Below are 14,372 nucleotides of genomic sequence, written 5' to 3' on the forward strand. Positions count from 1 at the left end.
ATACAATGTGAAAATTAGTTGAGTTGATTTATTAGAGTTAAGGCGAAGTCTTTAGCTCGTTTTTTGCATGCTGTTGTTTTTCTCGAATTGTCACCTTTGAAAGATATTCAACGTATTTATCATCTCGTGTTAATGCAGCCTGATGGTGACGTTTGATATGGTACTCGGCATCTTCAAATGAAGAAAACGACTGGAGGATCTTTTCGTTTTTTTCAAGTACCCACTGTTCTTGGCCTAATTGGTAGATGAAGAAAATCCCCTGATTGACGGAATGATATAACGTGCCATTTCGAGAATTTTTCGTATTAAAGTGGTTGCGATGAGCATCGATTCTAAGTGGAGTTAGAGGAAAGACTTCAGCGATGAACCGATTGTAGGCATCCTCGGTTAGAACTGCCCCGGATGCTTTTGCGTGACCCCCGCCGTCATAACGCTTGGCGACATCGGAAACATCAATATGGTCATGAATTGTACGGAAGCTCATTTTCTTTCCACCAACATTTAGGATAGCAATATAGTCAAGATGTGGATTTTCTTTTCCAAGCTCATTTCCGAGTTCAGAGTGATAAGACTCCGCGTGAACAATGCCGACACACTGTTCGTTTATAAAGGTTTGAACAAGCTCACGTCGCTTTCTTCGAATATAACGTTCAATTTTTGTTTCTTCCATATCTAATACTTGTTGTTCAAACTCATCAAAGCTAAAATGGTCGTTTTCTTGGAGTCGTTTGACCATGCGTGCTTCAAATTCATCTATTGCAAGTAAAAAAAACAAGTCATTTAAACGCTTCGCCTCAAAATTTTGGTTTGTTTCCCATTCCCAAGTATCCCATTGGCGAACGAGTTCAACGAACTCTTCTATAGATGAAGATATTTGAATTAGCTTCTTCTTAACAAGATGGTCATAAAATAACGAGGTCGCTGATGCTAGGCGTCCATCCTCTTCTTCAACACGAACATGACCCCACGAATAGTCGTTTAAGTGAAGCGCAGTTTTATGGTGATCGATGAGATTTACAGAACCCTCCCTCGTAGAAAATGCTTCAAGCCTAGAAGCATTTTCATCATTTACTGAAAGGTCTGTAATCCAAATAATATCGTCGATGGGATGTCTTTCCAATAGTCGTGCTACTTGGGTGTCGAGACTTTGAACTGAATTGTAAAGAATGTCGGTATCTTGGCCAAAAGCAATTCGAGCGAGGATGCCGCAGCCAACACCGTCTAAATCATTATGTGTAAATAATCGATGCATTCTCTTTTCCCTCCCTGTGTGGAGTAGTATGTGCTTTTTTTAGTGATTTTATGGAATAGAATAGCTTAACCTTTAGATGATAAGTTAGATAACCTAAAATAGGTTTCAATTCGTTACATAATTGGGAATAGGAAGGCGATAACTTAATTTAAGGATATTAGTTGTAAGTATTATAGTGAAGCTTCCCAATATGACCAATAACTATACTAATTGGTAAAGCAAATGTAACGTAAAATAGGACTAATTGATGATATGATGAAACTAGAATGGTTATTGAATGGGGGCAAAACGATGCAGCATACTGTAGAAAGACTCGAAGAAGTCATTGCCAATATTGAACGAGTTGTAGTTGGGAAACGCAAAGAGGTGGAATTAAGTCTTGTTGCTTTATTAGCAGGAGGCCATGTTTTGCTTGAGGACGTTCCTGGTGTTGGTAAAACAATGATGGTAAAAGCCATAGCACGCACTCTTGGTGCAGACTTTAAGAGGATACAATTTACACCTGATTTGCTTCCCTCGGATGTAACGGGTGTGTCAATATTTAATCAACAATCGCAGTGTTTTGAATTCAGAAAAGGTCCGATTATGGCTAATATTGTTCTAGCGGACGAAATTAACCGCACCTCACCAAAAACTCAGTCAGCCTTACTAGAATCCCTTGAAGAAGGTAGTGTCACGGTAGATGGAGAGACGTTTCAGTTAGATAAACCATTCTTTGTAATGGCTACCCAAAACCCGGTAGAGTATTCGGGGACGTTCCCTTTGCCAGAAGCGCAATTAGATCGATTTCTTTTAAAGCTTAAACTTGGGTATCCAACAGAGGAAGAAGAATTAGAAATTTTACGAAGAATTGAACAAGACCATCCAATTCACCAAGTTCAGTCAGTGGTAACGCCGGAAGAAGTATTGGATTGGCAAAGACAAGTGTCGAAAGTTTTTGTGGATGACCACATTAAGAAATACATGGTTTCTCTCGTACAGGCAACAAGGAAGCATCGTGCAGTGGAACTCGGCGTCAGTCCTCGTGGATCGATTGCTCTGCTCAAATCCTCGCAAGCCTACGCCTTTATACAAGGTAGGGACTTTGTCATTCCTGATGATGTGAAGCATCTCTCCTATTATACTCTAGGCCATCGGTTGATTTTATCGGCTGAAGCAAAAATGACGAATAGAACGGGCGAAGAAATTATTGGTGAAGTTCATCAAAAAGTAGAGATTCCTGTATTGCAAAGAAGGTTGGCCCCGTCGTGAACAAGAACTTTCGCAGTAGGTTAAACATATTCGGTAAATATCTTCTCCTTATCATCTTTGTTACTACTGTATTTTCATATGCAATGTTTCAGGGTGGCTTTGTTAGTTGGTTTTTGTTTTATAGTGTAATTGCTGTTAGTGGATTAACTGTGGCTGTTTCCTTTTTTACCTTTAGAGGGTTTCAAGTTGAACGTGTGTTTAACAAGGAAACCTTGAATGCAGGTGAAACATTGCAAATTCAACTTACGTTAAAAAAGAAGGCCTTACATCCTTTTTTTTATGTTCGTGTCCTAGATAAACTTCCTGTAAATTTAGGAGAGAATGAGAAAAAGGGGGCCCTGTTTTTCTTTACCTTTTCGCGCCAACTTAAATTCTCCTATGAGGTAAAGGATGTGAGGCGGGGAGAGCATGTGTTTTCGGAAGTTGAGCTTGTATTTGGAGATTTATTTGGCTTATACGAAAAACGAAACACTGTTAAATGTGAAGGTTCTGTGCTTGTCTACCCATACTTTCAAAGAATTGAACATGCCGCTATGTCAAATAGTGCTGACGTGGTAGAGGGTACGGCGTCAACTCATTCTTTTGATGACGATCGATCCTTAGCAGGAGTAAGAGGCTATGTTCCGGGAGACCGCTTATCTAGTATAGACTGGAAGCAATCTGCAAGAAAGGGACTGCTCATGACGAAGGAATTTGAATCGTTTCGTGGTTCGAGAGTAATTGTTGCCTTCGATGCTTTTCAAAGGCACACGTTAGATTTGCACTTTGAAAAAACCGTCGAGCTTGCGACATCACTTGTAGCATCCCTGTCTAAGGTTCAACCATCGTTACAAGTGGCATTCTGGGGAGCTGATTGGTTAAGAGTAGACACTGACCAACATTCAATAAACTCGGCGTTAAAAATGTTTGCACAAGTAACTAAGGTAGATAAAGAAGCCCCGACGATTCACGGTTTGTATCAACAGTGGCGCGGTTCAACTGTTTATTACGTATGTTCTGAATTAAATGAAGGATTAGTAGAAACGTTTAAAGTGATTCGGATGCAGGGTGTGAATGTACAGATTTTCCTAGTAGTAAAACCAGAGCGTTCACAACTGCTTTGCGAACAACTTGAGAAGTTAGGTGTTAGCATCCATACGATTTCTGCATAAAGGTATATCATCTCCCATGTTTCATCAATTGATCCTGTATAGAAGGAGGTGTTAATAGTGTTTGAAAAAAAGAGACCGCTTGATTTAGGAAAGGACTTTTTTCTCTATGGGCTAAGCTTTCTCTTGTTAATGGAGTGGCTGTTACCTTTACCGAGAATTACGGATACCGGATTTATTCATGTGTTTGTGTTCGTAACAATTGCTTACTTTGTAATAACATTTCTTCAACTTCCAGTTATAGTCTCCAGCAGTCTTAAATTTCTCGTGACTTCATATGGGATTTTTCTTATGTTTTTCCAAGGTCCTTTTTTCTCAAAAGTATGGATAACTCTATTCGTTTCAGATTTATGGTTTAACGTTCTATTAATGATAAGAGGAGAATGGTACGCCTTAACGGATATGTTTCGTAGTTTTCTCTTTCTTGTACTGCTAGCTATTATGAGCTATCTATTATTCTATTGGATTGTTCAAGCGCGAAGAATATTATTCTTTCTTGTCTTTACAATTATGTATGTAGCCGTTATTGATACGTTTACTGTTTATGATGCGACGTATGCGATTATACGTACATTTATTATAGGCTTTCTCTTGCTAGGACTTATATCGATGTATCGAGTGATTGAACAAGAGAAACTCGGTTCTGCTCCCAAGTTATTGCCAGTAAGATTGGCAATGATGCTCGCCCTTGTTATTGTTGTTTCAACGTTGTTTGGCTTCCTTCTACCAAAACCTGAGCCACAGTGGGCCGATCCTGTACCTGTTGTTAGGGCAGCTGTCGGGCTTGGAACAGGTACAGGCGAGGGAATGCAACAAATTGGTTACGGGGACAATGACCAAAAGCTTGGTGGAGGCTTTATTGACAACGATACACCTGTTTTTTATGCGGCGGCAAATCGAGGACACTATTGGCGTGGAGAAACAAAAGATTACTATACAGGAAATGGCTGGGATGTTACGACGCCAAAAACAATGGAACTATCGTCAAGGTATGATGGCATAAACCATCCTGCTTTTGAGGTTGAAAGGCTGGAGGCGGAAGTTGCGTTCGCAGAAGAATCCCTTTCCAAGTACGAGCATCTCTTTTATCCGGGCGATCTGCTTACTAGAAATCAAATTATGAATGTAGATTTGAGTGTAGATCAGTTTACAGGCAAAGCAGAAACTTCACTGGACGGATCAGGGGTAGCCCTTTCGAATTACCGTCTAAATTATGTATATCCAAGCTATATTCTGGAAGAGTTAAGGAAAGTTAATGGAAACGACCCTGATGAAATTATTGATTATTACACGCAAATACCTGGAAATTTACCTGAGCGTGTTACGGAGCTGGCTGAGAAAATAGTTAGTGATATGGATAATCGTTATGACCGTGCTAAGGCAATTGAACGTTTTCTCAGTTCCTCAGATTTTACGTACGAAACAGAAGATGTACCTGTTCCGGGAAGAGGACAAGATTATGTAGACCAATTTTTGTTCGAAACACAACGAGGGTACTGTGGCAATTTTTCTACCGCGATGGTCGTGCTCTTACGAACGGTTGACGTTCCTGCACGATGGGTTAAAGGATTTACACAAGGTACTCAGGTTGATGTTTTAAACGATGGTCGTGCAGTTTATCAGGTAACAAATAGCAATGCTCATTCATGGGTGGAAGTGTACTTTCCAGATGTAGGTTGGGTACCTTTTGAACCAACGCGTGGATTCTTGAGTGCATTTGACTTTATAGCGCCTGACCGCACAACAGACGACCCTTATATGGAACGGTTAGAAGAAGATGAGGAAGAGGCCTCTCCTGCCTTTTCAGATTTAGAAGATAGCGAAGAAACTACTGGGCAGGAAAAGAAGGAAGCTGAGTTAGATGCCTTCATTGAGGGAGGAGCGAAATGGTCTATTCCTGGCGGCGGTTGGATTTTACTAGCTATAATAGTAACCACTACCTTAATTGGAATTGCACGTAATAAAAAAATTGTTCAGTTTTACTTGTTGAGAAGATTTAAAGGAAAAAGCGATTCGCAAACCTTCATACAAGCTTATGAAAGACTACTTTGGTTTTTAACATTTTCAGGGTATAAACGTAATGTTGGTGAAACACTAAGGGAATATGCTAAACGCTTAGATGCTATGTTTGGCTTGAACGTAATGAATGAAATGACCGTAGAATATGAGCGGATTATTTATGGACAGAAAAGCTCGAAATTGAGTTGGGATGAACAAAAAAATGGTTGGGAATTATTTGTTCGTAAAATCATTTCTTGACCATGATTTAGCTCATTGATAAAATGTAGCAGTGTTTAAAAGTAAATAATAAAAGTCTCCTTCGTATATCCTTAGAAATAGGGCCTAAGAGTTTCTACCAGATTGCCGTAAAAAATCTGACTATGAAGGCAGTTGAAGCTAGAATTCTGCCTTCTTTGTCGCTGGGACAATTTGGTGAATTCTAGTTTTTTTATGAACGTGCTTTTTGAAATCATAAGTAGAGGGTGTAGATAACATGGAAGTAACTCAAGAAATAATTGTTGTTCTCGATTTTGGAGGACAGTATAACCAATTAATTACTCGGCGAATTCGTGACCTGGGTGTGTACAGTGAGCTTCATTCTAACAAATTGACTGCTGAAGAAATTAAAGAGATGAATCCAAAAGGAATTATTTTCTCAGGTGGTCCTAATAGTGCTTATGTTGAAGGAGCACCAAAATGTGATCCTGCTATTTTTGATTTAGGAATTCCAATTTTCGGTATTTGTTATGGGATGCAACTAATGACGCAACATTTTGGTGGGAAAGTGGAAGCCGCTGATCACCGAGAGTACGGTAAAGCTACAATTAATATCGAAAATCAGTCAAAGTTATTCGAAGGGTTACCTATTGAACAGACGGTTTGGATGAGTCATGGGGACTTAATCGTGGCTCCGCCTGAGGAATTTGTGGTTGATGCGTTTAATCCATCGTGTCCAGTAGCTGCGATGAGTAATGAAGCACGTCAATTATATGGTGTGCAATTTCACCCAGAAGTGAGACACTCTCAATTTGGCGATGAGATGCTTAAGAACTTTGCTTTTGAGGTTTGTGGATGCAAAGGTGACTGGACAATGGGTAATTTTGTAGAGGTCGAAATTAATAAAATTCGTGAACTTGTTGGGGACAAGCAAGTGTTATGTGCTTTAAGTGGAGGAGTTGACTCCTCTGTTGTGGCAGTTCTAATTCATCAAGCAATTGGCGAACAGCTTACGTGTATGTTTATTGACCATGGTTTGCTTCGTAAAGGTGAGGCAGAGAGTGTCATGGAGACTTTTGGTAAAGGGTTTAACATGAACCTTATAAAAATTGATGCTCAAGACCGTTTCTTAGGGAAGCTTGCCGGTGTGTCAGATCCGGAACAAAAGCGAAAAGTGATTGGAAATGAATTTATCTATGTATTTGAAGAAGAGGCAGGAAAGTTAAAAGACATGGACTTCCTCGCTCAAGGAACTCTCTATACAGATATTATTGAAAGTGGAACAGATACAGCACAAACGATTAAATCGCATCATAATGTAGGTGGACTTCCTGAGGATATGAGCTTTAAGCTAATCGAGCCTTTAAATACACTATTTAAAGACGAAGTTCGTAAGCTTGGCACAGAGCTGGGAATTCCGGATGAAATTGTTTGGCGTCAACCGTTCCCGGGTCCTGGACTTGGGATTCGAGTACTTGGAGAAATTACGGATGAGAAATTAGAGATTGTTCGTGAATCGGATGCGATCCTACGAGATGAGATAAAAAAAGCAGGATTAGACCGTGAAATCTGGCAGTACTTCACAGCCTTACCTAATATGAGAAGTGTAGGTGTTATGGGGGATGCTCGAACGTATGACTACACGGTGGGAATCCGTGCAGTTACATCGATTGATGGCATGACATCAGACTGGGCTCGTATTCCGTGGGATGTTCTTGAACTCATTTCAACTAGAATTGTAAATGAAGTAAAGCACGTAAATCGGGTAGTTTATGATATCACTTCTAAACCACCGGCAACCATTGAGTGGGAATAGACGAATTATTATTGTATAAAACGTATTAACGTTCGGTTTTTAATTGACAAAAAACGACACGTTGATACTATTTGACTGTAAAGAAATGCTCTCTTCGTATAATTACAGGAATATGGTCTGTGAGTCTCTACTAAGCTACCTTAAAAAGCTTAACTACGGAATTTATATTATCCATTTGGGTAAAATGAGATATATGAGTTAATTTCTTTGTGTCGTCGAAGCTTCGTGAGAATATTCGCTCGAAGCTTTTTGTCTTATTAAGAGGTATTCGAGAATAGACTGCTGCGCAGCTTTTCTTTCAAACCTTAGCAAGACATACTTATTAGATATAAGGAGGTAGTCAAATGAACCGTTTTTTTGGCTTTAAAGAGCACGGAACATCGTATCGAAGAGAAAGCATTGCAGGGTTGACCACGTTTTTATCTATGGCTTATATCTTATTTGTAAATCCAATGGTACTTGGTGACGCAGGAATGGATGTAGGGGCAGTTTTTGTGGCTACGGCTTTAGCTGCAGCAATTGGTACCCTTCTTATGGGGATATTGGCGAATTACCCAATCGCGTTAGCTCCAGGGATGGGTTTAAATGCATTTTTCGCGTATTCAGTTGTGCTCGGAATGGGAATTGAATGGCAAGTTGCGTTATTTGGTGTATTTATCTCAGGGCTTATATTTATTTTAATTACATTGTTTAATATTCGAGAATTAATTATTAATGCGATTCCTGCCGAATTGAAATATGCAGCAGCGGCCGGTATTGGGCTTTTTATTGCGTTTATTGGGTTGAAAGGTGCTGGGATTGTTGTTCCTTATGAAGCAACGGCTGTGACTTTAGGTAATATGCATTCACCAGCAACATTATTAGCTATATTTGGTATTATCATTACGGTTATCTTTATGGTTCGTGGCTTTAAAGGTGGAATTTTTTACGGGATGATTGTGACGTCAATTGTGGGGATGGTTTTCGGAATTATTTCGATACCTGATCAAATTATTAGTCCAATACCTAGTTTGGCACCGACATTTGGACAAGCTTTTATGCTAGATTGGGGAAGTGTTTTTACAGTACAATTACTTATTGTTGTTCTAACATTCCTATTTGTTGATTTCTTTGACACAGCTGGAACGCTTTATGCTGTAGCGAATCAAGCAGGTTATGTGAAGGACAATAAACTACCTCGTGCAGGCAGAGCTTTACTGGCGGATTCAAGTGCCACATCAATAGGAGCAATTTTGGGGACGTCGACTACAACTGCTTATATTGAATCTTCATCAGGGGTAGCTGCCGGAGGCCGTACTGGCTTTACATCGGTAGTCACAGCAATTTTATTTCTATTGGCATTGTTTTTTTCACCGTTATTAGGAGTTATAACTGCAGAAGTAACGGCGGCGGCTTTAATTATTGTTGGTATCTTGATGGCGACCTCATTAGGTTTAATTGATTGGAAGAAATTCGAGGTTGCAGTACCGGCTTTCTTGACTATCGTCGCTATGCCTCTTACTTATAGTATTGCAACGGGGATTGCGTTAGGGTTTATCATGTATCCAATTACGATGATTGCAAAAGGAAAAAGGAAAGATGTTCATCCTATAATGTATGTATTGTTTTTCGTTTTCATAGCATACTTTGTCTTTTTAACAGAATAGGTAAAACAAGAGGTTGTCTTAAAAGATTTTTTAAAATCATTTAGGATAACCTTTCTTTTTAAATGAAAAAAGTTGTTGACGTTCTTTAAAGAAACTGGTAAAGTGAATCTCGTTGCTACGGTAACGGAAAACATTTTTCGAAAAAAAGGTTGACTCTTGATTGTGACTTTGATAATATAGAAAAGTCGCTAAGAGACGATGAAAAAGTTCTTTGAAAACTGAACAATAGCCAAGCGAAAAAAAGAGATTGTTTTATTTCGATAAATCAAATCTCATCAATTTATTATGTAATATCGTTAGCGATATTTTTGAGCCTGTTGGTAAAACAACTCAAACACTTTTATGGAGAGTTTGATCCTGGCTCAGGACGAACGCTGGCGGCGTGCCTAATACATGCAAGTCGAGCGGACCTTTAGGAGCTTGCTCCTAAAGGTTAGCGGCGGACGGGTGAGTAACACGTGGGCAACCTGCCCCTTAGACCGGGATAACATCGAGAAATCGGTGCTAATACCGGATGATAGAACGAGCGTTCATGCGCATGTTCTCAAAGATGGCTCCGGCTATCACTAAGGGATGGGCCCGCGGCGCATTAGCTAGTTGGTAAGGTAACGGCTTACCAAGGCGACGATGCGTAGCCGACCTGAGAGGGTGATCGGCCACACTGGGACTGAGACACGGCCCAGACTCCTACGGGAGGCAGCAGTAGGGAATCTTCCGCAATGGACGAAAGTCTGACGGAGCAACGCCGCGTGAGTGATGAAGGTTTTCGGATCGTAAAGCTCTGTTGTTAGGGAAGAACAAGTGTCGTTCAAATAGGGCGGCACCTTGACGGTACCTAACCAGAAAGCCACGGCTAACTACGTGCCAGCAGCCGCGGTAATACGTAGGTGGCAAGCGTTGTCCGGAATTATTGGGCGTAAAGCGCGCGCAGGCGGTCTTTTAAGTCTGATGTGAAAGCCCCCGGCTCAACCGGGGAGGGTCATTGGAAACTGGGAGACTTGAGTACAGAAGAGGAGAGTGGAATTCCACGTGTAGCGGTGAAATGCGTAGATATGTGGAGGAACACCAGTGGCGAAGGCGACTCTCTGGTCTGTAACTGACGCTGAGGCGCGAAAGCGTGGGGAGCAAACAGGATTAGATACCCTGGTAGTCCACGCCGTAAACGATGAGTGCTAGGTGTTAGGGGTTTCGATGCCCTTAGTGCCGAAGTTAACACATTAAGCACTCCGCCTGGGGAGTACGGCCGCAAGGCTGAAACTCAAAGGAATTGACGGGGGCCCGCACAAGCAGTGGAGCATGTGGTTTAATTCGAAGCAACGCGAAGAACCTTACCAGGTCTTGACATCCTTTGACCACCCTAGAGATAGGGCTTTCCCCTTCGGGGGACAAAGTGACAGGTGGTGCATGGTTGTCGTCAGCTCGTGTCGTGAGATGTTGGGTTAAGTCCCGCAACGAGCGCAACCCTTGACCTTAGTTGCCAGCATTTAGTTGGGCACTCTAAGGTGACTGCCGGTGATAAACCGGAGGAAGGTGGGGATGACGTCAAATCATCATGCCCCTTATGACCTGGGCTACACACGTGCTACAATGGATGGTACAAAGGGTTGCGAAGCCGCGAGGTGGAGCCAATCCCAGAAAGCCATTCTCAGTTCGGATTGTAGGCTGCAACTCGCCTACATGAAGCCGGAATTGCTAGTAATCGCGGATCAGCATGCCGCGGTGAATACGTTCCCGGGCCTTGTACACACCGCCCGTCACACCACGAGAGTTTGTAACACCCGAAGTCGGTGGGGTAACCTTTATGGAGCCAGCCGCCTAAGGTGGGACAGATGATTGGGGTGAAGTCGTAACAAGGTAGCCGTATCGGAAGGTGCGGCTGGATCACCTCCTTTCTATGGAGTTTTTACTCTAGTCGATATATGACGTAGGTCATATACGCTTTGGTCTTTTGTTCAGTTTTGAAGGAACTTTTGTTCTTTCTATAGGATAGTTCTTTGAAAACTAGATAATGAAATGTAAACATGAAAGTCAAGAAAATTCATGTTTAATCGGAGACGATTAAACAAAAACCTTTTTTAATTTGGTTAAGTTAGAAAGGGCGCACGGTGAATGCCTTGGCACTAGGAGCCGAAGAAGGACGTGACGAACGACGAAACGCCTCGGGGAGCTGTAAGTAAGCTTTGATCCGAGGATATCCGAATGGGGGAACCCATCATCCGTAATGGGATGATACCCGTATCTGAATACATAGGATACGAGGAGGCAGACCTGGGGAACTGAAACATCTAAGTACCCAGAGGAAGAGAAAGCAAATGCGATTTCCTAAGTAGCGGCGAGCGAAACGGAAACAGCCCAAACCAAGAGGCTTGCCTCTTGGGGTTGTAGGACGTCTCATACGGAGTCAGAAAAGAAGAGCATAGGTGAAGCGGTCTGGAAAGGCCCATCATAGAAGGTAACAATCCTGTAACCGAAATGCCCTTCTCTCCGAGACGGATCCTGAGTACGGCGGGACACGTGAAACCCCGTCGGAATCCGGGAGGACCATCTCCCAAGGCTAAATACTCCCTAGTGACCGATAGTGAACCAGTACCGTGAGGGAAAGGTGAAAAGCACCCCGGAAGGGGAGTGAAACAGATCCTGAAACCGTGTGCCTACAACTAGTTGGAGCCCGTTAATGGGTGACAGCGTGCCTTTTGTAGAATGAACCGGCGAGTTACGATCCCGTGCAAGGTTAAGCTGATAAGGCGGAGCCGTAGCGAAAGCGAGTCTGAATAGGGCGCCATAGTACGTGGTCGTAGACCCGAAACCGTGTGATCTACCCATGTCCAGGGTGAAGTTCAGGTAACACTGAATGGAGGCCCGAACCCACGCACGTTGAAAAGTGCGGGGATGAGGTGTGGGTAGGGGTGAAATGCCAATCGAACTCGGAAATAGCTGGTTCTCCCCGAAATAGCTTTAGGGCTAGCCTCGAGGTAAGAGTATTGGAGGTAGAGCACTGATTGAACTAGGGGTCCCCACAGGATTACCGAATTCAGTCAAACTCCGAATGCCAATTACTTATCCTCGGGAGTCAGACTGCGAGTGCTAAGATCCGTAGTCAAGAGGGAAACAGCCCAGACCATCAGCTAAGGTCCCAAAGTATACGTTAAGTGGAAAAGGATGTGGAGTTGCCCAGACAACCAGGATGTTGGCTTAGAAGCAGCCACCATTTAAAGAGTGCGTAATAGCTCACTGGTCGAGTGACTCTGCGCCGAAAATGTACCGGGGCTAAACGTATCACCGAAGCTATGGATTGACACCGTATGGTGTCAGTGGTAGGGGAGCGTTCTAAGTGCAGCGAAGTCAGACCGAGAGGACTGGTGGAGCGCTTAGAAGTGAGAATGCCGGTATGAGTAGCGAAAAGAGGGGTGAGAATCCCCTCCGTCGAAAGCCCAAGGTTTCCTGAGGAAGGCTCGTCCGCTCAGGGTAAGTCGGGACCTAAGCCGAGGCCGAAAGGCGTAGGCGATGGACAACAGGTTGAAATTCCTGTACCACCTCCTCACCGTTTGAGTAATGGGGGGACGCAGTAAGGTAGGGTAAGCGCACTGATGGATATGTGCGTCCAAGCAGTTAGGCTGAGAAGTAGGCAAATCCGCTTCTCGCGAAGGCTGAGCTGTGATGGCGAGGGAAATTAAGTACCGAAGTTCCTGATCCTACACTGCCTAGAAAAGCCTCTAGCGAGGTGAGAGGTGCCCGTACCGCAAACCGACACAGGTAGGCGAGAAGAGAATTCTAAGACGCGCGGGAGAACTCTCGTTAAGGAACTCGGCAAAATGACCCCGTAACTTCGGGAGAAGGGGTGCTCTAGTAGGGTGCAAGCCCGAGAGAGCCGCAGTGAATAGATCCAAGCGACTGTTTAGCAAAAACACAGGTCTCTGCGAAGCCGCAAGGCGAAGTATAGGGGCTGACACCTGCCCGGTGCTGGAAGGTTAAGAGGAGGGGTTATCCTTTTAGGAGAAGCTCTGAATTGAAGCCCCAGTAAACGGCGGCCGTAACTATAACGGTCCTAAGGTAGCGAAATTCCTTGTCGGGTAAGTTCCGACCCGCACGAATGGTGTAACGATTTGGATACTGTCTCAACGAGAGACCCGGTGAAATTATAGTACCTGTGAAGATGCAGGTTACCCGCGACAGGACGGAAAGACCCCATGGAGCTTTACTGTAGCTTGATATTGGATGTTGGTACAGTTTGTACAGGATAGGTAGGAGCCTTGGAAGCGTGAGCGCCAGCTTACGTGGAGGCGTCGGTGGGATACTACCCTGACTGTGCTGACATTCTAACCTCGGACCGTGATCCGGTTCAGGGACAGTGTCAGGTGGGCAGTTTGACTGGGGCGGTCGCCTCCTAAACAGTAACGGAGGCGCCCAAAGGTTCCCTCAGAATGGTTGGAAATCATTCGTAGAGTGCAAAGGCATAAGGGAGCTTGACTGCGAGACCTACAAGTCGAGCAGGGACGAAAGTCGGGCTTAGTGATCCGGTGGTTCCGCATGGAAGGGCCATCGCTCAACGGATAAAAGCTACCCTGGGGATAACAGGCTTATCTCCCCCAAGAGTCCACATCGACGGGGAGGTTTGGCACCTCGATGTCGGCTCATCGCATCCTGGGGCTGAAGTAGGTCCCAAGGGTTGGGCTGTTCGCCCATTAAAGCGGTACGCGAGCTGGGTTCAGAACGTCGTGAGACAGTTCGGTCCCTATCCGTCGCGGGCGCAGGAAATTTGAGAGGAGCTGTCCTTAGTACGAGAGGACCGGGATGGACACACCGCTGGTGTACCAGTTGTTCCGCCAGGAGCATCGCTGGGTAGCTACGTGTGGAAGGGATAAGTGCTGAAAGCATCTAAGCATGAAGCCCCCCTCGAGATGAGATTTCCCATGGAGTAATCCAGTAAGACCCCTCAAAGATGATGAGGTTGATAGGTCTGGTGTGGAAGCGTGGCGACACGTGGAGCTGACAGATACTAATCGGTCGAGGACTTATCCAATATTTCTTGACACATGTCACAC

The 14,372-nt window shown here is 43.6% G+C and carries 6 protein-coding genes, 2 rRNA genes and 2 riboswitches; of the genes, 7 read left to right on the forward strand and 1 reads right to left on the reverse strand.

Annotated features, from left to right (window positions below; translation table 11 throughout):
- Positions 1-37: 37 nt before the first annotated feature.
- Positions 38-1,252 (reverse strand): DHH family phosphoesterase, encoded by a 1,215-nt coding sequence (locus tag CEF19_RS11530; RefSeq protein ID WP_100406180.1) that lies wholly within the window; start codon positions 1,250-1,252, stop codon positions 38-40.
- Positions 1,253-1,543: 291 nt separating this feature from the next.
- On the opposite strand from CEF19_RS11530, the gene CEF19_RS11535 reads away from it, so the two are divergent.
- From CEF19_RS11535 to CEF19_RS11565, 7 genes are all read left to right on the forward strand, one after another.
- Positions 1,544-2,503 carry an AAA family ATPase gene (locus CEF19_RS11535; protein ID WP_100406181.1) on the forward strand — a complete coding sequence of 320 codons (960 nt, stop codon included), beginning with the start codon at positions 1,544-1,546 and terminating at the stop codon, positions 2,501-2,503.
- Entirely contained in the window at positions 2,500-3,654 is a 1,155-nt protein-coding gene (locus tag CEF19_RS11540; RefSeq protein WP_100406182.1) for a DUF58 domain-containing protein, read from the forward strand. Before CEF19_RS11535 ends, CEF19_RS11540 begins: the two co-directional genes overlap by 4 nt.
- 57 nt (positions 3,655-3,711) lie before the next feature.
- Positions 3,712-5,910, forward strand: a complete 2,199-nt coding sequence (locus tag CEF19_RS11545) for a transglutaminase TgpA family protein (RefSeq protein WP_227521973.1) — start codon at positions 3,712-3,714, stop codon at positions 5,908-5,910.
- 41 nt (positions 5,911-5,951) lie between these two features.
- A riboswitch (purine riboswitch) is annotated at positions 5,952-6,053 on the forward strand.
- A 92-nt stretch (positions 6,054-6,145) separates the two neighbouring features.
- Positions 6,146-7,684: a glutamine-hydrolyzing GMP synthase gene (gene guaA / locus CEF19_RS11550; RefSeq protein ID WP_100406184.1), complete on the forward strand. Its 1,539-nt coding sequence runs from the start codon at positions 6,146-6,148 to the stop codon at positions 7,682-7,684.
- A 74-nt stretch (positions 7,685-7,758) separates the two neighbouring features.
- A riboswitch (purine riboswitch) is annotated at positions 7,759-7,860 on the forward strand.
- A gap of 168 nt (positions 7,861-8,028) precedes the next feature.
- Positions 8,029-9,330, forward strand: coding sequence for an NCS2 family permease (locus tag CEF19_RS11555; protein ID WP_100406185.1), 1,302 nt, complete (start codon positions 8,029-8,031; stop codon positions 9,328-9,330).
- A 339-nt stretch (positions 9,331-9,669) separates the two neighbouring features.
- Positions 9,670-11,222: ribosomal RNA gene (locus CEF19_RS11560) — 16S ribosomal RNA — on the forward strand.
- Between the two features lie 190 nt (positions 11,223-11,412).
- Positions 11,413-14,350, forward strand: a 23S ribosomal RNA gene (locus tag CEF19_RS11565).
- Together the 16S and 23S rRNA genes form the textbook arrangement of a ribosomal RNA operon.
- Positions 14,351-14,372: the final 22 nt, after the last annotated feature.

The sequence above is a fragment of the Bacillus solitudinis genome, assembly GCF_002797395.1.
GTDB classification, from domain to species: domain Bacteria; phylum Bacillota; class Bacilli; order Bacillales; family Bacillaceae_D; genus Halalkalibacter_A; species Halalkalibacter_A solitudinis.